General features: G+C 68.2%; 13 protein-coding genes. 6 read left to right on the top strand and 7 right to left on the bottom strand.

The features are described 5' to 3' along the window. Positions 1–11: 11 nt before the first annotated feature. The 4 genes from ACIHAX_RS29930 to ACIHAX_RS29915 form a co-directional block, all read right to left on the bottom strand. Complete coding sequence (locus ACIHAX_RS29930; protein WP_364433719.1) at positions 12–2402, bottom strand: aerobic carbon-monoxide dehydrogenase large subunit; 2391 nt, start codon at positions 2400–2402, stop codon at positions 12–14. Continuing rightward, positions 2399–2917 (bottom strand): (2Fe-2S)-binding protein, encoded by a 519-nt coding sequence (locus tag ACIHAX_RS29925; protein WP_355074262.1) that lies wholly within the window; start codon positions 2915–2917, stop codon positions 2399–2401. The genes ACIHAX_RS29930 and ACIHAX_RS29925 overlap by 4 nt, the downstream gene beginning before the upstream one ends. 2 nt (positions 2918–2919) lie before the next feature. Then, a complete protein-coding gene (locus tag ACIHAX_RS29920; protein ID WP_355074261.1) occupies positions 2920–3810 on the bottom strand; it encodes a xanthine dehydrogenase family protein subunit M in 891 nt (296 codons plus the stop codon). Positions 3811–3890: 80 nt separating this feature from the next. Continuing rightward, positions 3891–5024 carry an XdhC/CoxI family protein gene (locus ACIHAX_RS29915; RefSeq protein ID WP_364433714.1) on the bottom strand — a complete coding sequence of 378 codons (1134 nt, stop codon included), beginning with the start codon at positions 5022–5024 and terminating at the stop codon, positions 3891–3893. A 64-nt stretch (positions 5025–5088) separates the two neighbouring features. Here ACIHAX_RS29915 and ACIHAX_RS29910 point away from each other — a divergent pair, with 64 nt between their 5' ends. Then, complete coding sequence (locus ACIHAX_RS29910) at positions 5089–6045, top strand: LysR family transcriptional regulator (protein ID WP_355074257.1); 957 nt, start codon at positions 5089–5091, stop codon at positions 6043–6045. Between the two features lie 473 nt (positions 6046–6518). Here ACIHAX_RS29910 and ACIHAX_RS29905 read toward each other — a convergent pair whose 3' ends face one another. Further along, the gene (locus ACIHAX_RS29905; protein ID WP_397280895.1) at positions 6519–7496 is read right to left on the bottom strand and encodes an ADP-ribosylglycohydrolase family protein; all 978 of its coding nucleotides are present in this window, start codon (positions 7494–7496) and stop codon (positions 6519–6521) included. A 408-nt stretch (positions 7497–7904) separates the two neighbouring features. Between ACIHAX_RS29905 and ACIHAX_RS29900 the strand changes: the two genes are divergently transcribed. Continuing rightward, positions 7905–8564 (top strand): TetR/AcrR family transcriptional regulator, encoded by a 660-nt coding sequence (locus ACIHAX_RS29900; protein WP_397280893.1) that lies wholly within the window; start codon positions 7905–7907, stop codon positions 8562–8564. A gap of 848 nt (positions 8565–9412) precedes the next feature. Next, a complete protein-coding gene (locus ACIHAX_RS29895; protein ID WP_397280891.1) occupies positions 9413–14869 on the top strand; it encodes a carboxyl transferase domain-containing protein in 5457 nt (1818 codons plus the stop codon). Positions 14870–15054: 185 nt separating this feature from the next. On the opposite strand, the gene ACIHAX_RS29890 is transcribed toward ACIHAX_RS29895, so the two are convergent. After that, on the bottom strand, positions 15055–15939 hold the full coding sequence (locus ACIHAX_RS29890) for a universal stress protein (protein WP_364433701.1): 885 nt from the start codon (positions 15937–15939) through the stop codon (positions 15055–15057). An 840-nt stretch (positions 15940–16779) separates the two neighbouring features. On the opposite strand from ACIHAX_RS29890, the gene ACIHAX_RS29885 reads away from it, so the two are divergent. Next, positions 16780–17397, top strand: coding sequence for a hypothetical protein (locus ACIHAX_RS29885; protein WP_397280889.1), 618 nt, complete (start codon positions 16780–16782; stop codon positions 17395–17397). After that, positions 17394–18044, top strand: coding sequence for a hypothetical protein (locus ACIHAX_RS29880; RefSeq protein ID WP_397280887.1), 651 nt, complete (start codon positions 17394–17396; stop codon positions 18042–18044). Before ACIHAX_RS29885 ends, ACIHAX_RS29880 begins: the two co-directional genes overlap by 4 nt. Positions 18045–18105: 61 nt before the next feature. Here ACIHAX_RS29880 and ACIHAX_RS29875 read toward each other — a convergent pair whose 3' ends face one another. Next, positions 18106–18555 carry an FAD-binding oxidoreductase gene (locus ACIHAX_RS29875; protein ID WP_364433694.1) on the bottom strand — a complete coding sequence of 150 codons (450 nt, stop codon included), beginning with the start codon at positions 18553–18555 and terminating at the stop codon, positions 18106–18108. A gap of 211 nt (positions 18556–18766) precedes the next feature. Here ACIHAX_RS29875 and ACIHAX_RS29870 point away from each other — a divergent pair, with 211 nt between their 5' ends. Continuing rightward, complete coding sequence (locus tag ACIHAX_RS29870; protein WP_364433691.1) at positions 18767–20560, top strand: thiamine pyrophosphate-requiring protein; 1794 nt, start codon at positions 18767–18769, stop codon at positions 20558–20560. The last annotated feature ends 23 nt before the right edge of the window (positions 20561–20583 follow it).

Genomic DNA, 20583 nt, shown 5'->3' with positions numbered 1-20583 from the left:
CTCCCACCCACTCAGACGGGCGGTGTGGCCCGGCCCTGCATCGCTTCCCAGACCCGCGACGGCGTCAGCGGCATGTCGGCGTGCCGAACCCCGTAAGGCGCCAACGCGTCCACCACCGCGTTGACCACTGCCGCCGGTGATCCGACGGTCGCCGATTCGCCGATACCTTTCGCGCCGATCGGGTGGTGCGGCGAAGGAGTGACCGTGTATCCGGTCTCGAAATGCGGAACCTCGAGCGCCGTTGGGATGAGGTAGTCCATCAGGGATCCGCCGAGGCAGTTGCCGTCCTCGTCGAAGGCGATGATCTCCATCAGCGCCATGCCGATGCCGTCGGTGATGCCGCCGTGCACCTGACCCTCGATGATCATCGGGTTGATCCGGGTCCCGCAGTCGTCGACGGCGAGGAAGCGCCGGACCTTCACCACGGCCGTCCCCGGGTCGACATCGACGACGCAGAAGTACGCGCCATAGGGGTAGGTGAGATTCGCCGGGTTGTAACAGATCTGCGCGTCGAGTCCGCCCTCGATACCCTCCGGCAGATCACCCGCGCCGTGTGCTCGCATCGCGATCTGCTGGATCGTGACGGCCGCGGACGGGTCGCCTTTGACGTGGAACAAGCCCTTCTCCCACTCCAGATCGGCGACGGACACTTCGAGCATGCCGGACGCGATGATCCGGGCCTTGTCGCGCACCTTCCGCGCCACCAACGCGGCGGCGGCGCCGGAGACCGGAGTCGAGCGGCTGCCGTAGGTGCCGAGGCCGAACGGGGTCTGATCGGTGTCGCCGTGGACGACGTCGATGTCGTCCGGCGGTATCCCGAGTTCCTCGGCGACGATCTGGGCGAACGTCGTCTCGTGTCCCTGCCCCTGGGTCTGCACCGACAGCCGCACAACGGCTTTGCCGGTCGGGTGGACCCGCAGCTCACACCCGTCGGCCATCCCGAGCCCGAGGATGTCCATATCCTTGCGCGGTCCCGCGCCGGCTGCTTCGGTGAAGAAAGCCATCCCGATGCCCATCAACTCACCGCGGGCGCGCTTTTCCCGCTGCTCTTCGCGCAGGGCGTCGTATCCGATCATGTCCATCGCCAAGCGCATGGTCTTCTCGTAGTCACCGGAGTCGTAGACCCAACCGGTCTTGCTGGTGTACGGGAACTGTTCGGGCCGGAGCAGATTGCGCAGCCGCAGCTGCGCCGGATCCATCTTCAGTTCCTGCGCGAGGCAATCCACCAACCGCTCGACGAAGTAGACGGCCTCGGTGATCCGGAACGAGCACGCGTAGGCGACGCCGCCAGGGGCCTTGTTCGTGTAGACCGCCGTCATCTTGCAGTAGGCGGCCTCGATGTCGTAGCTGCCGGTGAAGACACCGAAGAAGCCGGCCGGATATTTCAACGGGGCGGCCGTGCCGTTGAACGCGCCGTGATCGGCGAGCACGGTGGACCGTATGGCCAGGATCTTGCCGTCGGCGTCGGCCGCGATCTCACCGAGCATGATGTAGTCGCGGGCGAACCCGGTGCTGGTCAGGTTCTCGCTGCGATCCTCCATCCATTTGACCGGTTTGCCCAGTAGCAGCGACCCGACGATGGCGCAGACGTATCCCGGGTAGATGGGCACCTTGTTGCCGAAACCACCGCCGATATCGGGTGCGATCACCCGGATCTTGTGCTCAGGCAGCCCGGCCACCATCGCGTAGAGCGTGCGATGGGCGTGCGGCGCCTGACTCGTCGACCACAGGGTGAGCTTGCCGGTCACCGGATCGAGATCCGCGACGGCGCCGCAGGTTTCCATCGGCGCGGGATGCACGCGCGGATAAACGATCTCCTGCTCGACTACGACGTCCGCGCGGGCGAACACCGCCTCGGTCGCGGCGGCGTCACCGGTCTCCCAGTCGAAGCAGTGGTTGTCCCGCTTGTCCTCGAGATCATCTCGGATCACCGGCATCTCGGGCGAGAGCGCGGTCCGGGCATCGATCACCGGAGGGAGCATGTCGTACTCCACGTCGATGAGTTCCAGCGCGTCACGCGCGGCGTAGCGGTCCTCCGCGACGACGAAGGCCACCTCCTGGCCTTGGAACCGGACCTTGTCGGTCGCCAGCACCGCCTGCACGTCGTTGGAAAGCGTCGGCATCCAGGCCAGTCCCTTGGCGGCGAGGTCCGCCCCGGTGACGACCGCCTTCACCTTCGGATGCGCCTGTGCCGCGGAGACGTCGACGCTCACGATCCGCGCGTGCGCGAACGGCGAACGCAGGATCGCCATATGCAGCATGCCGGGCAGTTGGACGTCGTCGACGAAATTGCCGCGTCCGCGAATGAACCGGGGATCCTCCTTGCGGAGCATCCTGCCGTGCCCGCACGGCTTGCGGTCGTTGTCGACGCGGTCTTCCGGCCGGGATTCGACGGCGGTCATGATGTGCTCCCTACCGGCGCCGCGGTGGGCGCGGGTTCTGGCTCCGCCGCTTCGCCCCGTTGCTTCGCCGCGGCCCACTGGATCGACCGCACGATGGTGGTGTATCCGGTGCAGCGGCAGATCTGGCCCGAGATCGCCTCCCGGATGGTCTGCTCGTCGGGATCCGGGTTGCGGTCGAGTAGTGCCCGGGCCGTGATCATCATCCCGGGCGTGCAGAATCCGCACTGCAGCCCGTGACACTGCATGAAGCCTTCTTGCACGGGATCGAGCTTGCCGTCGACCTCGAGTCCCTCGACGGTGCGCACCGAACGCCCGCCTGCCATGACGGCCAGCATCGTGCACGACTTCACCGGTTCGCCGTCCACCTCCACCACACAGGTGCCGCAGTTGCTGGTGTCACATCCCCAGTGGGTTCCGGTGAGCCGCAATTGGTCTCGTAGGAAGTGCACGAGCAGGGTGCGCGGCTCGACGTCGGCGCTCACCTGCTCGCCGTTGACGGTCATGGTTACCTGCATGGCTAGTTCCCTCTCAGCGCGGGATCGTTCGGTACGCGCTCGACCGCGGTGCGCAGCGCGCGGATCGTCAGTTCGGAGGCGAGGTGGCGCTTGTAGTCCGCGCTGCCACGCGAATCGGAAGCGGGTGAGCACGCCGCGCTCGCCCGGCGGCCCACCTCCGCGAAGATCTCTTCGGTGGGCGCCTCACCGATGAGCAGGTCCGAGGCGGTGGCCAGCGCCGCCGGATCGGGCTCGACGGCGGTCAGGCCGATCCGGGCGGCCGCTATCGCACCGTCGCGCAGTGTCACCGTCGCGCCTGCCGCCGCGATCGCCCAGTCGCCGACTCGGCGCTTCACCTCCTTGTAGGCGCTGGAGGTCCGATGCCGCACGGGAATTCTGATCTCGATCAGAAGTTCATTGCGCATCATGGCGGTCTCGTACGGGCCGACCAGGAAGTCGTCCATCGCGATCTCCCGGTCACCGGACGGTCCGCGCACCAGGCTGGTGGCGCCGAGAACCGTGCAGACCGTGGTCAGATCCTCGGCGGGATCGGCCTGGCACAGCGAGCCGCCGATCGTGCCGCGGTTGCGCACGACCGGGTCGGCGATCACGCGCTCGGCGTCACGGAAGATCGGGCATACCGCGGCGAGATCGTCGGATTCGAGCAGATGCCGGTGCCGCACCATCGAGCCGATGCGCACCAGGGTCGGATCGGTGACTATATAGCCCAGCTCGGCAGCCAGGTCGTTGATGTCGATGAGATATTCCGGATTGGCCAGGCGCAGTTTCATCATCGGCAACAGGCTGTGCCCGCCCGCGATGATGCGCGCCTCCTCTCCGAGCCGGTCCAGGAGTCCGATGGCGTGATCCACGCCCGTCGCGCGCTCGTATTCGAATGGTCCGGGCACCTGCATGTGACCCACCTCACGTTCATGGGGAGAAGCTCAGCTTCTGCGCCGCTGAACTGGGGGTCAAGGCCGGATTAAGTAATCACTTAATCGGCTGTCGGTGCCGTGTGGTGAATCCGTCCGCCGGTTCCGGTCAGCGAACGGCCGTGCCCACCCCAGCGCCGCGCGATGATCTCGGCCGCGATGGACACCGCCGTCTCCTCCGGCGTCCGGCCGCCCAGATCCAGCCCGATCGGGCTGGCGAGCCGGGCGAGTTGCTCCTCGGTGAGTCCGGCCTGCCGCAGGCGCGCCAGCCGCTGGTCGTGCGTGCGGCGCGACCCCATGGCGCCGACATAACCGATCCGCGGCGCCCGCAGGGCCACCTCGAGCAGCGGAACGTCGAACTTGGGATCGTGGGTCAGCACGCAGACGACGGTCCGCGCATCGACCGCGCCTGCCGCGATCTGCGCGGCCAGGTAGCGGTGCGGCCAGTCGACGACGACCTCGTCGGCGGTCGGGAACCGGGCCGAGGTGGCGAAGATCGGCCGCGCGTCGCATACGGTCACCCGGTAGCCGAGAAATGATCCCTGCTGCGCCACGGCGGCGGCGAAATCGATGGCCCCGAACACCAGCATCCGCGGCTGCCTGGCATGACTGGCGACGAAAACCGCCATGCCCTCGCCGCGACGCTGCCCGTCCGGGCCATAGGACAGCACCTCGCTGCGGCCCGCCGCGAGCAACCCGGCCGCGTCATCGATCACCGCGTCGTCGGTGCGCGCCGACCCCAGCGTGCCGCGCGCGTCACTCGGCCGGATCAGCAGCCGCCGCCCGATCCGGCCGGGGTCCGGGTGCTCGATGACGGTCGCGATCGCGACCGGCCGGTGCTCGGCGATGTCCGCGGCCACCTCGCCGAGTTCCGGAAACGTCTTCCGGGAGATGGGTTCGACGAAGATGTCGATGATGCCGCCGCAGGTGAGGCCGACGGCGAACGCGTCGTCATCGGAGAACCCGAACCGCTGCAGCACCGGAAGACCGGTGCGCACGACATCGGTGGCGAGTTCGTAGACCGCGCCTTCGACGCAGCCGCCGGAGACCGAACCGCCGACCGTACCGTCCGGGGCGACGACCATGGCGGCGCCTGGCGGCCGCGGCGCCGAGCGGAAGGTGCGTACGACCGTCGCGACCCCAGCCGTGCCCCCGGCGTTCCACGTTGCCATCAGATCCGTGAGCACGTCCTGCATGATGCGTCCTCCGGGCGCGATACGGCGGTAGGCACCGCGTCCACCTCCAAACTAGACTCGGATCGTGACGCCCGCCCAGCTTCGGGCCTACTCGACCGTGGTGCGGCTCGGCTCCGTCCATGCGGCGGCCAGAGAGCTGGGGATGTCCGACGCCGGTGTCTCGTTGCACATCGCCCAGCTGCGCAAAGAGCTCGACGACCCGTTGTTCACCCGCGCCGCCGCGGGGCTGGCCTTCACGCCCGGCGGATTGCGCTTGGCCAGCCGGGCCATCGAGATCCTCGGACTGCAACGGCAGACCGCGATCGAGGTGAGCGAAGCCGCCCATGGCCGACGGCTGCTGCGCATCGCGGCATCGAGCGCGTTCGCCGAACATGCCGCGCCGGGCCTCATCGACTTGTTCGCGGCGCGGGCGAAGGATCTGGCGGTCGAGCTGAGCGTGCACCCCACCAGCCGGTTCCGGGGTCTGATCGAGACCCGTGCGGTGGACATCGCGCTCGGGCCCGGGCCGGAGAACGCCGACACGGCCATCGCCGCCCGGCCGTTCCTGAAGTATCAGATCATCTCGGTCGCGCGCCCCGACAGCCCTCTGGCGGGCGCCGCCGCACCTCCGGCGCTGCTGCGGGAGCAGCCGTGGATGCTGGGTCCCAGCGCGGGCAGTGTGGACGGGCACATCGCGACGATGCTGCGCGAGTTGGCGGTACCCGAATCCCATCAGCGGATCTTCCAGAGCGACGCCGCCGCTCTGGAAGAGGTCCGCCGGGTCGGAGGCATCACCCCGACGATCGGTTTCGCCGTGGCCGCCGATCTCGCGGCCGGTCGGTTGATCCACGTCAAGGGACCAGGGCTCCAGGTATCCGACGAGTGGTGCGCCACCACGTTGCCGCCCGATTCCCGCCAGCCCGCGGTGTCGGAACTGCTGCGGTTCATCACCACCCCGCGATGCATCCAGGCGATGATCCGTGGGTCCGGCGTGGGCGTCACGCGGTTTCGCCCGAAAGTGCATGTGACCCTGTGGAGTTGAAACCGCGACTGCTGCGCACCGTTGACGGGATGCTTCGCCTCGAGTCGCACGACGGCCTCGATGGCGGAGTCGATGTTGTCGGCGATGCGGAACGTCTGGCCGCCGCGGGCCGCGACGTAGAGTTGGGTTTACACGGCCGGCAGGAGGCTGATGTGAGCGAGCCGGACAGGATCATCCAGCATTTGCGGCGGGCCCTCGGCGAGGAGCAAGGCCTTGCCGCCCGGCTCGAGCAGTTGTTGGTTCAGGCCCCGGGCCGACCTCATTCGCCACTGAGAAGCGTGGGCCGTCCAAGGGCGCCCGCGGGCACAGGACGTCGCTCACGTCACCGCATGATCGGCGCCGCTCGGTTGAAAAGCTTTGCGACCACGAGGCTCTGGGCCGCGACCGGTGCGGCGGGCGTCAGGGTAGGGGAGGAAGTACGACGGGGGAGTGGCGTCTTGGTGTTGGGGATCCACGGCGTCAGCTGGTTGTTCTCACGACGCGCCGGACAGCCACTTCCGGAAGCGGCCGGAAACGGAATCTTTGCGCCGTGGTGGTCGGCGGGTGGGGTCGAACCAGCCGGGCAACGGTTCTCGCGCGGCGAGCCAGGTTCGCGGCACTCCTCCGAGCGGGCCGGGGTGCGTGTCGGTGCCGGTGTGGGCGGCGACGATTCCGCCGACGATGGCGCTCGTGGTGTCGATATCGCCGTCCGCGGCGATACACGTGGTGATCGCGGCCGGGTAGTCGTCGAGATGCGTCGCCGCTACCCAGATCGTGAACGGCACCGTGTTCTGCGCGGTGACCCGGGATCCGTTGCCGAGTTCGTCCGCGGCCTCCTCCGCGGAGGCCTCGAGCAGACTGCGAGCACGGCGAATCAGGCGGGTCGTCTCGCCATCGTCGAGGCGGTCGAGGACGCCGGTGATGAAATCCGCTGGCGTGGGCCGACTTCCGCGCAGGCGAGCATGTGCGGCCTGACCGGCCGCGAGCGCCACCGCGACCGCGCCGAGGACGCCCTCCGGATGCAGATGCGTCACCTGCGCCGATCGCGCCGCTTCGGCGGCGATCTTTTCCGGATCGTCGGCGTAGAAGGCGCCGAGCGGAGCGACCCGCATGGCCGCACCGTTTCCACAGGATCCCTGGTTGTCGTACACGGCTCCGGCCGCCTCCCGCCAGTGCACGCCGTCGCGGATCCGGCGCAAGGTACCGACCGCCAGGAAGCCGTAGTCACGGCTCGGGTCGAATCGGCGCGCGAAGGCGGCGGCGAGCCGATCCTGGTCGATCCCACCGCCACCGATGAGTTCGGCAACCACGGTGCAGGCCATTTCGGTGTCGTCGGTCCACCCGCACTGCCGGGCCGGGAGATTGCCGGCCCGAAGATCCGGAATCGACCGGCCCATGATGGGAAATTCCGCTCCCAGCGCGTCTCCCACGGACAGTCCATCGAGTGAATCGAGCATCAACTCAACATGCATCGCGTCTGATGGTAGCCATCCGAAACGGCGGTGCATACGAATGCGCAGGCTGGGCCGTACCTGAACCGAGCGCTGACGGCGGAACGCCCAGCTGGGCGAGATGGGTGAATTCGCTGTGGTCGGGCGCCACGGGAACAATTGCATGTTCATACTTAGATATGCGCATCAAGATATGTATCCCCCGTAGAGCCGTTGACGGCAATGCAGCGCTTGTCCTAGCCTCGGCGAGGTGAACAATGATCACCCGGCGGTCGTAACCACTTCCGTCACGCGTTCGAGAGATCTGGACGGCCTCCGCTTCGTAGATGTCCGTGGGGTGACTCGACGGCTCATATGTGTCGATCACGTGGGGGGAGGCACTCGCCGCGTCCTTGAGCCTGCTCGCGGCGCGGGATCGGCGCGATAGCGATGACCAAGCGCGGGTTGACCCGGGATCGTCTGGCCGACATCGCTCACGATTACGTCTCGGAGAACGGTCTGGACGCGCTCACGATGCGACGGCTGGCGGCCGCGGCGGGGGTGACGCCGGGTGCGTTGTACAAGCATTTACGGGACCGGAAGGATCTCCAGCGTGCGATGGCCGACACCATTTTCCGGGCCGTCGACCTGTCGGATATCGACCTCGGCAACCCCGATGTCGCTCAGACGATGATCTGCTGTCGGCGTATTCGTGCGGCGATACTTCGTTTCCGTGAGGGAGGGCGCGTCGTCGCGGGCTCGTACTCGCCTTCGCCGGAGACCATCAGAGTCTCCAGTACGCTGACGACACTCCTCCGCGGTGTGGTTCTGCCGCAGTTCGGCGTCGGCGAGATCGTTTTGGTATTGCGTTCCTACATCACGGGTTTCGTCATCGAGGAACAGGCCTATCTCGAACTGAGCAACGCGGGCGAGTGGGATTCCCTGGTGGCGCGAATTTCGACCGGTGATCATGCCCGGCAGGAGGGCGCCGACGATGTCCTCGCGATTATGACCGGTGATCGGGATCTGAGGTTCGCGGACGGATTGCGCGCTGTTCTCTACGGCAAGGTTCGAGATTCGGCGAACATCCTTGCCCCGGTGCGTAACTGACCGCGGCGTCGGCTTCGGCCGAATCGACGGGCGCGGCTGCATCATGGCTGATCGGTTCAACCGGTTCGCGGTCTGTCCGGACGTCGACGCATCGGCGAAGGCGGTGCGCTTCATACGCATCTGCGACCTGTGGGATCCCGATCGTCACCCTGGTCGGCGCGCCAGGTCTCCTACCGGGTGCAGGGTGGCAGCGCGACGGGGTGAATAGGCATCCGAGCCTTTTGTATGCCTACGGTAAAGCCGAGGTCGGGAAGATCGCGATCGGAACGCGCTACGGCGGGCGCATCGAGTCGTTTGCTCCGTACCCGGGGTGAGGAGGTGGACCCGGGACAACTACGCGGTTCCTGGTCACGGGGTCGTCCGGTGGGGCGCGAAGTGGCAGGTTCCCCGTTCGTGGGAGGGGAGACGTCTGCGAAAGGAGACGCCGTTCGCGTGCAGGTTGCGGCGCCACAGCTCTCGGTACTCGCTAAAATACTCGAAACCGACCAGTAATTCGCGTTTCTGGTTTCGTAGCGGAATCCGACGACGCGAGCGTACGCGAGGCGAAAAGATTGACGCGGCACCGGCCTGCCTCTAACCTTCGCGTGGTGAACGATGCTTACCATGCGGCGTCGGGGTGGCCGTCGCAGGTATCGCCATCTCTGCGACCGACGGCTGCCGGATCACTCCACGCTTCCCTGAACGTCGCAGTCGGCAGCGGGCTACCCGGCGCGCCTGCCCCGCACCCGCGCGACGATACGGCCGAGTAACCACCGGACAGGTGTAATTGCACCGACCGGATGTGCGACAAAGGGTATCCACCCTTTGCCCGTCGACCGGGCCACAACTTCGGAGAGGAAGGACGGCGAGTGTTCAGCCGCATCGCCATTGTGAACCGGGGAGAGGCCGCCATGCGCCTCATCCACGCGGTCCGAGACCTGGCCGCGGAAACGGCACGTTCGATCGAGACCATCGCCTTCTACACCGATGTCGATCGCAACGCGACGTTCGTGCGCGAGGCCGATATCACCTATGACCTCGGGCCGGCCTCCGCGCGACCGTACCTGGATCTGAAGGCGCTCGAACGGGCGCTGGTGGCGACCCGGGCCGACGCCGCGTGGGTCGGCTGGGGCTTCGTCGCCGAAGATCCGGCGTTCGCCGAGTTGTGCGACCAGATCGGCGTGACCTTCATCGGTCCGGATGCCGAGGCGATGCGCAAACTCGGCGACAAGATCGGCGCGAAGCTCATCGCCGAAGAGGTCGGTGTACCGGTCGCGCCGTGGAGCCGCGGCCCGGTCGAGACCGTCGACGACGCGCTCGCCTCCGCCGCCGACATCGGCTACCCGCTCATGCTGAAAGCGACCGCGGGCGGCGGCGGGCGCGGTATTCGCGTTGTCACCGACGAGGCCGAGTTGGTCGACGCCTACGAGCGCACCCGGCAGGAGGCCGCCCGCGCGTTCGGCAGTGGTGTGGTGTTCCTCGAACGGCTCGTCACCGGCGCTCGCCATGTCGAGGTTCAGGTGATCGCGGACGGTCAGGGCACCGCTTGGGCGCTGGGTGTGCGCGACTGCTCGGTGCAGCGGCGCAACCAGAAGGTCATCGAGGAGTCCGCGTCACCGGTGCTGCGGCCCGAGCAGGTCGCCGAACTCAAGGCCTCGGCCGAGCGCCTGGCGGTCGCGGTCGGTTACCGCGGCGCGGCGACCGTCGAGTTCCTCTATCACCCCGGTGACGAGCTGTTCGCGTTCCTCGAGGTCAACACCCGTCTGCAGGTCGAGCACCCGATCACCGAGCAGACCACCGGTTTCGACCTGGTTCGCGCGCAACTGGCGGTGGCTTCGGGTGAACGGCTCGAGGGCGAGCCGCCCGCCGAGCGTGGGCACGCCATCGAAGCGCGGCTCAACGCCGAGGACCCCGACCGCGACTTCGCTCCCGCGCCGGGCCGGATCGCCCGCTTGGACCTGCCCGCGGGGCCGGGTATTCGGGTCGACACCGGTGTCAGTGAAGGCGATGTCATCCCCGCCGATTTCGATTCGATGATCGCCAAGATCATCGCTTACGGCCGCGACCGGTCCGAGGCGCTGGGTAGGTTGCGCCGGGCCGTCGGGCAGACCCGGGTGATCATCGAGGGCGGCGCTACGAACAAGAGTTTCGTCCTCGAACTGCTGGACCAGCCCGAGGTGATCGACGCGAGCGCCGACACCGGCTGGATCGACCGGGTGCGCGGACAGGGTCGCCTCGTTTCGCACCGCAACTCCGCCGTCGCGCTCGCGGCCGCCGCCATCGATGCCTACGAGGAAGAGGAACGGGCCGAGCGGGACCGCCTGCTGTCCACCGCCGCGGGCGGTCGTCCCCTGGTGCAGCACCACGCGGGCCGACCGCTCGACCTCAAATTGCGCGGAGTCGGCTATCGGGTGCGCGTGGCCCGTACCGGCGCGCATCGGTTCCGCATCGGCATCGAGGCGGGCGAGGACATCCGCACCGCCGATGTCGACCTGGTCCGCTATGACCGGCATTCCGGCCAGATCGTGGTCAACGGCACCGCCTTCCGCGTCACCGCGGGCACGCACGGGCCGATCCACGTGGTCGACGTCGATGGTGTGACCCATCGGGTGAGCCGGGACGAGGGCGGCGTCGTCCGCTCACCGGCACCCGCGCTCGTGGTCGCCACGCCGTTGCAGGTCGGCGACGAGGTCGAGGCCAACGCGCCGCTGCTGGTGCTGGAGAGCATGAAGATGGAGACGGTGCTGCGCGCACCGTTCAAGGCGCGGCTGAAGGAATGCGCCGTCTCGGTCGGTACCCAGGTGGAGACCGGGGCGCCGTTGCTGCGGCTGGAGCGCCTGGTGGACGACGCGGTCGAGGAGACCGCGGCCGTCGGGTCGGTCGAACTGGACTTGCCCGCCGGGGATGCGCAGGCTCATCCGCACGAGCGGATCGTCCGACGATCGCAGGACCTGCGCGGCCTGCTGCTCGGTTTCGACGTCGATCCGCACGACGACCGCCGGGTGCTGACGGATTACCTCGATGCCCGCCGTATCGCCGTCGCGGACGACCGCAGGCCGCTGGCGGAGGAACTCGAGCTCATCGACGTGTTCACCGACCTCGCCGAGTTGAGCCACAACCGGCCGTCGGGTGAGGACGCCCAAGGGCATGTCCACAGTGCCCGCGAGTACTTCCACACCTACCTGCAGAGCCTGGACGTCGAACGGGCCGGACTGCCGGAATCGTTCAAGAGCAAGCTCGCGCGGGCGCTCGGCCACTACGGCGTGTCCGATTTGGAACGTTCCCCCGAGCTCGAGGCCGCGGTCTTCCGGATCTTCCTCGCCCAGCAACGCACCGACACCGTCGCGGTCGTGACGGCACTGCTGCGGGAGTGGCTGGGCGAGCGGATGCCCGATCGAGCCCTGCGCGAACCGGTCGGTCTGGCACTGGAACGGCTGGTCGCCGCGACCCAGGTGCATTTCCCCGTAGTCGCCGATCTTGCTCGCGGTCTGGTGTTCGGCTGGTACGGCCAGCCGTTGCTGCGGCGTAATCGCGCCCGCGTGTACACCAATGTCCGCCGGTCCCTGCGGTACCTGGACACCCATCCCGACGCGTCCGATCGCGCGGAGCGTATCTCCGACATGGTCCGCAGCACCGAACCGCTGGTGCGGTTGCTGGGCCAGCGGCTGGTGCGCGGCAGCGACGACAACACGGCGATGCTCGAGGTGCTGACCCGCCGGTACTACGGCAACAAGGGGCTCACCGGCGTCCGCACCCACGACGTCGACGGATGCCGCTACCTGATCGCCGACCGCGACGGTGCGAGCCTGGTGTCCGCCGCGGTGCGCTTCGACGCGCTCGGTGCTGCGGTGCGCGGGCTGGCCGAACTGACCGGCGACGCGGTGTCGATCGACGCCGACATCTACCTCAGCTGGGAGAAGCAGCCCGCCGACTTCGACGCCATGGCCGCGGCTCTGCACTCGGTGCTCAGCGCGCAGCCGCTGCCGAAGCAGGTGCACCGGATCACCGCGACAGTCGCGGGCAGCAACGGCGCGGTCATGCATCACCACTTCACCTTCCGCCCGTCGGCCACCGGCCCGGCCGAGGAAAGGCTGATCCGCGGCCTGCATCCGTACATCGCGCAGCGGATGCAAATGGAGCGGCTGCGCAAGTTCGATCTGACGCGCCTGCCGTCGTCCGACGACGAGGAGATCTATCTGTTCCGGTGCGTCGCGAAGGACAATCCGGCCGACGACCGGCTCATCGCGTTCGCCCAGGTGCGGGACCTGACCGCGCTGCGCGAACACGACGGACGGCTGCTCGCGCTGCCGACCGCCGAGAGCACGATCGCCACCTGCCTCGACTCGATCCGCCGGGCGCAGTCGCAGCGGCCGTCGGCGAAGCGGCTCAACACCAATCGCATCGTGATGTACGTCTGGCCGCCGCTGGATGTCACCCGCGCCGAGCTCGAGCGGATCGGCGGGCATGTGCTGCCGACGACCGCGGGCGCCGGACTCGAGGAGATCGTGCTCATCGCGCGGGAACGCGACGCGGACACCGGCGAGTTGGCGAAGGTGGCCATCCGGATCAGTTTCGATGCCGCGGGCGGCACCGTGGTGACCTTCGGCGAGCCGTCCGACGAACCGATCGAACCGCTCGACGCCTACCGGCAGAAGGTGCTGCGCGCCGCGGGCCGCAATGCGGTGTACCCCTACGAATTGACCAGCCTGCTCGGCGATTTCACCGAATACGACCTCGACAGCGATCACACGCTCGTCCCGGTCGACCGGCCGAAGGGGCGCAACACCGCCGCGATCGTCGCCGGCGTCATCACCACGGCCACCCCGAAACACCCGGAGGGCGTCACGCGGGTGGTGCTGCTCGGCGACCCGACGAAAGCATTGGGCGCGCTGTCGGAACCGGAGTGCAGGCGGGTGATCGCCGCACTGGACCTGGCCGAGCGCCTGGAGGTGCCGCTGGAGTGGTACGCGCTGTCGGCGGGCGCTCGCATCTCGATGGAATCGGGCACCGAGAACATGGACTGGGTGGCGGCCGCGCTCAAGCGGATCGTCGAATTCACCCAGGCGGGCCGCGAGATCAACATCGTGGTCGCGGGCATCAATGTCGGAGCTCAGCCGTACTGGAACGCCGAGGCGACCATGCTCATGCACACCAAGGGCATCCTGGTGATGACGCCGGATTCGGCCATGGTGCTCACCGGTAAGCAGGCGCTGGACTTCTCCGGCGGCGTGTCGGCCGAGGACAACTTCGGCATCGGCGGCTACGACCGGGTCATGGGTCCGAACGGACAGGCGCAGTACTGGGCGCCGAACCTGGCCGCGGCGCGCGACATCCTGATGGCGCACTACGACCACACCTACATCGTCCCTGGTGAGCAGGCGCCGCGGCGGTCGCAGACGAGCGATCCCATCGATCGCGACATCTCCGATTTCCCGCACGTCCTGGCGGGCAGCGACTTCGCCACCGTCGGCGAGATCTTCTCCGCCACCGCGAATCCGGACCGGAAGAAGCCGTTCGACATCCGCACGGTGATGCGCGCGGTCGCCGACCAGGACCACCCCGTGCTGGAGCGCTGGGCGGGCATGGCCGACGCCGAGACCGCCGTCGTGCAGGACGCGCATCTGGGCGGAATCCCGGTGTGCCTGCTGGGCATCGAGTCCAGGGGCGTGCCGCGGCACGGTTTTCCGCCCACCGACGGCCCGGACACCTACACCGCGGGCACGCTGTTCCCCCGGTCGTCGAAGAAGGCCGCGCGGGCGATCAACGCCGCGAGCGGCAACCGTCCGCTGGTGGTGCTGGCGAACCTGTCGGGCTTCGACGGGTCGCCGGAGTCGATGCGCAAGTTGCAGTTGGAGTACGGCGCCGAGATCGGCCGTGCGATCGTCAACTTCGACGGTCCGATCGTGTTCTGCGTGATCTCCCGCTATCACGGTGGCGCGTTCGTCGTCTTCTCGAAGGCGTTGAACCCGAACATGACCGTCCTGGCGCTGGAAGGCTCATTCGCCTCGGTGCTCGGCGGCGCGCCCGCCGCGGCGGCGGTGTTCTCCGGTGACGTCGCCACCCGCACCACGGCCGACCCGCGGGTGCAGGAGCTGGAGGTGCGCGTCGCCAACGCGGCCGGTACCGATCGCGCCACTCTGAGCGCCGAACTGGACGAACTGCGCTCCTCGGTGCGCGCGGAGAAACTCGGTGAAGTGGCCGCGGAGTTCGACCGCATCCACAACATCCAGCGCGCCGTCGAAGTCGGCTCTGTCGATGCGGTCATCCGCGCCGATGAACTGCGGCTTCGCGTCATCGAAGCCATCCAGGAGCGCCTGGACGGCTGACGGCGGGCGGGCGGCGTCCTCGGCGGGCGGCGGCTGGACGGTCGGTTGTGCTCGATAGCGGCACAATCCGATCGGCAGTCGTCGCCCGCCCTCGTGTGCGAGCTCGGCTACGCGCCCACGGCTCCCCGTGGTGCACCGTGAATCGGTAGCGTTGACGGTCCGTCGATCGCGGTGGCGGTGCCCGTCTATCGCCGGTTCCGGGGGTGCCGCGCAAAGCTCGCCGGTCTTGTGACTATCACCGGCACCTGCGCCCCGTGTAGTACGGCTCTACTGACCGAACCGAGCGGCATCGCGGAGAATTCGTCGTGCCCGCGGCTGCCGACGACGATCGACCGCGCTTTCTCGCCCGCCTCGAGCAGTCGCCTGGCGGGGTGGTCCTCGACCACGACACGCCTCACCGTCACTTCCGGATACGCCTCGCTGTACCCTGCCAAACTCCGGTCGAGCAATCCCTCGCCACCCTCCCGCGATTCGATGAGCGAGCCGGGGAAGCCGGACAACGCGTGGACCGCAACGAGATCGGCGCCGCGAAACGCCGCTTCGTCGAAAGCCAAGGAGACGGCTGCCGCGCTGCTCGTGGAGGCGTCGACGCCGACGACGACAGGCCCGTCGCCGTGCTCGACGCCACGGGGAATGACGGCAACGGGGCATCCCGCCTGCCGCGCCAGCGCGGTGCTCAGCGATCCCAGCATCGCGCGGCTGAACGCGCCGAGGTCATGGGCGCCGACCACGAGCAGCCGCGCGGTCTCGGATCGGCGGCGCAGAACCGGAACGGGGGCGGCGTTGGTCAACTCCGCGGTCACGTCGATCCGATTGATCGGAGCGGATTCGGCGATGGCCGTGGCGTACGCGATCTCCAACGCGTCCGGGCCGCCCCAGCGATAGCTGCCGGGGGCGGACGGCCCGAACTCGACGCCGGAACCGTGGTCGCCGAGGCCACCGGTCAGATAGACGAGGTGCAGCGGTGCGTGGCGGTGGGCGGCGTCGATGGCGGCCCAGCGCACGGCGGCAAGCGCCACCTCGGAACCGTCGACACCCGCGAGGATCGGAGCCTTGCTCGAAGTGAACATGGGTTCTCCTCCGGTTCGCATGCGGGGGCCGTTGTCGGGCCGGGTCGAGATCGTGGCGGCGTACCTGCGAGTGTCCGTCTCCTCGGCGAGGCGGCAGTAGAGCAACCGGTAGCCAGCGGCGAAGGACCAAGGTCCCGCTCTTGCACCCGGCCGGGAGCCGCCTTCCCCGCGGCGACCTCTGCGGCGAAGTCGCGGAGCACGGATGGTGCGTTCGAGCCTCGACTGGTGATACATCCGCTGGCCTCGCCGAATCAAGGGCGGTGCCGAGGCAGACGGGTACGGGCGCGACTACGGGAAACGGGTAGTCGGCTACTCGCGTCGGCAGGTCGAGGAGAGCGAAGGCTCGACTGCATCCTCGGGAGCATGCCTGTCTCGGGGGAGGTGATCATGAGAAACGATTCGCGAGTATTCCTTGTCGCGGCGGCCGTAGCGGGACTGCTCGGCGCGGTGTCGGTACCGGTCGCGGCACCGGAGCCGGTTACCACCGTGCCCAACCCGTCGCCGGTCACGTCGCAACCCGCTTGGCCGAACAGCACGCCCACGGATGACTGGCTGCCCAAGACTACGCGGTCCGATTGGACGACCACCCCGACGACACCGGAGCCCACGACGGGGAAACGGGAGCCCAAAACCACGACTGAACCGGAGCTCACAACCACGACGACCAGGCCGGAACCGACAACCACGACGAATCCGGAACCGACAACCACGACGACAAAGCCGGAGTCCACAACCACGACGCAACCGAGTCCGACGACGACCACGACGACGAAACCGGTCGGGACAACCGCGCCGCCACCGAGTTCCGGTCCGTCCCCTGTACCGACCGAGAGTTCGGCCGTGCTTCCCGCACCCGTTCTCACCGCGCCGGCCACTGCGGAACGCGGCACCGTGATCACTGTGCACGGCGAACGCTGGCCCTGCGACCTGGTGCGGGTGCTTCCGGATTGGTCCGCGGCGGTGACCGCCCAGGTTCAGGGCGGTTCGTTCGATGCTCGCGTCGATGTGCCACAGGGAGCCGCACTGGGTCTGCACTCCATCCCCGCCGCCTGTGCGGGAACCTCTCAGCGCATTGTCGCGAAGACGTCCGTGGAGATATCACCCGCGCGGCTCGTCCCCACACCCAACGGAGCCGGAATCCCGGAACCGCCCGGCGAGCCTCCGCCTCCTCTGGGACAAGCCGATGCGGGCAACCCGGACACCGGCCCCATCGGCATAGTGGGCATCGGAGGGTTCCTCCTTGCCCTCGGTGCCGCGGCTCTGGTCATACGGGGTCGCGGGAAACGCCCGGGCGGCGCGTCGCACGATGAGGATCCGCATCTGCCACGGGTACATGTGCGTGTGGTCGCGGACGGCCCCCCATCCATCCACGTTCGCCAGGTCGCCCGCGCTCCCGACGTCCGGGTGCGGCTGCGGGCCCGCGAGCCATGGCTGAATGTCAAGGAGATATTCGGATGACAAGTCCAGCGTTGATCAGGGCTCGGACAGTACTGTTCCAGAACGCTCCGCACGATGTCGGTGTGGGCGAGTTGGCCGAGTGCCTGCACGAAAAGGGCGCCGAACACTTGGCACTGCGCCGGGCGCCGGGCGTGGCCGCACTACTGGAGTCGGCGGCGCTGCACGAGGTGGCCGAGACGATAGATGGGCTGCTCGAGGTCGACTTGGGCACTGTCGCGATCGAGGGTTGGCGCCGCTACGACCGGCTACGCATGGCGGCGATGCGTACAAGTGCGGGCGGAGCCGAGCAGGTGACGCTGTTCGAACACGAGATCACCCAGACCTACCATCCGTGCCTGGATGTCACCATCGACGGAAACCCGGTGGGGGAGTTCACGATCGAACTCTGCGTCGCGCTACTGCTCCAGCCGCTCGCCGCCACCGTTCGCAACGGCATGCTGGCGGCGCTCGGCCCCGGCGATTGCACCGTGACGGTATCGATCGGCGCGCCGGAGCTCGGGCCGATCATGAAACGCCAACGTACGCTGCACACGGCGACCATGATCGACCGCCGATGGCCCATCCCGCTCGTCGAGCAGCCCGGAGCCTCGTCGGTCGATCGCGTGCACCGGGTGCGTCCGCCGCAATCGCGGTGGACCGGCGGGTGATGAAAAAGTATGGACGTCAGGGCATGTCGCCGCCCGGGCCTTCACCGGCCGGGCCGTGCTCTCATTCCGTCGAGCCGGAAGCGCGGCGAGAGCTGTCGGTCGTGCAGCTGACATGGGTGGACGGCTTGGGGCCGACCATCAGGCCGGTGGATGCCAGCTCGGTGTTGAGCCGGTCGAGCGCGATGCCCGGCTCGACCACGGCGGTGGCGGCGGCACGGTCCCCCGACACCACATGCGGGCAGTATTTACTCCGGTCCATAACGATCGCCGCGTTGCGGCATTGCCCGGCCAGGCTCGTGCCGCCACCACGCGACACCACCGGCACGTCGTGCGCGCGACAGACGGCGACCGCCGTGGCCGCGTCCTCCGGTGTGCGCGGCGCGACCACCCCGAGGGGGACGGCGCGATAGTTGGACGCATCCGTCGAGTACGTCGCGCGGCTTCCTGAGTCGAATCGAACCTCGCCGTCGATCCGCTCGGTGAGTCCGCGCGCAGTGCCTCCAACGGCCATCTGGAACGACCGGAAGCGCTGTGATGGCCGGGCAATTGAAGCGAACGCGCCATTTCGGGCACATCCTCTCGACGACGGCAGGTGAGCATCGGAACAGACGAGAACACCGCGGGGATACCCGTCCGGTCGCCGCGTATGCCTCGGGTTGAGGGCCGCCGGCCGGGGTAATCGGCCCCGGAGACGACACCTCGAAGGCGGACAGGAGAACGACATGGCTGACCAGGTCGCCGACTATGTCTTGCGACGGCTGCGTGACTGGGGCGTGCAGCAGGTGTTCGGCTATCCGGGCGACGGCATCAACGGCTTGATCGCCGCGTTCGGGCGGGCCGACAACAAACCCGCCTTCATTCAGGCGCGCCACGAGGAGATGGCCGCGTTCCAGGCGGTGGGCTACGCGAAGTTCAGCGGCGAGGTCGGCGTCTGCACTGCCACGTCGGGTCCGGGAGCGATCCATCTGCTCAACGGCCTCTACGACGCGAAACTCGATCACGTGCCGGTCGTGGCGATCGTGGGGCAGACCGCGCGCAGCGCGATGGGCGGCAGCTATCAGCAGGAAGTCGATCTGCAGAGCCTGTTCAAGGATGTCGCCTCGGACTACTTGGTCGAGGTGAACGTTCCCGATCAATTGCCCAACGCGCTCGACCGCGCGTTCCGTATCGCGACCACCCGCCGGGCCCCCACGGCGCTGATCATCCCCTCCGATCTGCAGGAGGAGCGCTATCAGCCGCCCGAGCACGCGTTCAAGCAAGTGCCATCCAGCCCGCCTTCGGCACTGCATGCCACGGTCACCGCGGATCGCGCAGGCATAGAACGAGCCGCCGAGATCATCGACGCCGGGTCGCGGGTGGCGATCCTCGTCGGGCAAGGCGCCCGGGACGCCGCCGAGCAGGTGATGGAGCTGGCCGAGATCACCGGAGCCGGGGTGGCCAAAGCCCTGCTCGGCAAGGACGTGCTATCGGACGACCTGCCGTACGTGACCGGATCCATCGGGCTCCTGGGTACCCGGCCCAGCTATGAACTGATGCGCGACTGCGACACCCTGTTGATCATCGGATCGAATTTCCCTTATTCGCAGTTCCTTCCGGACTTCGGTCAGGCGCGTGCGGTGCAGATCGACATCGACGGCGCCATGATCGGCATGCGATACCCCACCGAGGTCAACCTCGTCGGTGACGCGAAACGAACACTCACCGAACTGCTTCCGCTGCTGAGCCGCAAGTCCGATCGCAGCTGGCGGACGACGATCGAATCCAACGTGCGGCGCTGGTGGGACACGATCGAACGCCAGTCGCTGCTGGACGCGAAGCCGGTCAATCCCATGCGGGTGGTGTGGGAACTGTCGCGGTACATCCCGGAGGACGCCATCGTGACCGCGGACTCCGGGTCGTCCACCAACTGGTATGCCCGCTGTCTGCGGTTCCGCGGGCGGATGCGGGGTTCGTTGTCGGGGACGCTGGCGACCATGGGGCCTGGTGTGCCGTACGCGATCGGCGCGAAGTTCGCCCACCCGGACCGGCCGGTGGTCGCTCTCGTCGGTGACGGTGCGATGCAGATGAACGGCGCGGGCGAATTGCTGACCATCAGCCGTTACCACGAGCAGTGGCGCGATCCACGGCTGGTGGTGTGCGTGTTCCACAACAACGACCTGAACCAGGTCACGTGGGAGCTGCGCTCGATGGGGGGCGCGCCGAAATTCGAGGAATCGCAGTCGCTGCCGGAGGTCTCCTACGCCGAACTCGCCCGCACGTACGGCCTGGGCGCCATCGCCGTGGACGACCCGAACGACCTCGCGCCCGCCTGGGAAGCGGCGCTGTCGGCCGAGCGGCCCACGGTGCTCGACGTCCGCTGCGATCCGGAGGTACCGCCGATCCCACCGCACGCCACCTGGGACCAGATGAAATCCACCGCCGAAGCGGTGCTGCGGGGCGACCCCGACGCCTGGCATCTCGTGGCACAAGGCGCGAAAGCCAAGGCCCAGGAATTCGTCCCCGGCCACCGCGGGTGATCTCGCCGGTAGCAGGTGAGGAG

It is taken from the genome of Nocardia sp. NPDC051929 (genome assembly GCF_044548645.1).
Classification (GTDB): Bacteria; Actinomycetota; Actinomycetes; order Mycobacteriales; family Mycobacteriaceae; genus Nocardia; species Nocardia sichangensis.
This window is presented reverse-complemented; position numbering and strand designations above follow the sequence as displayed.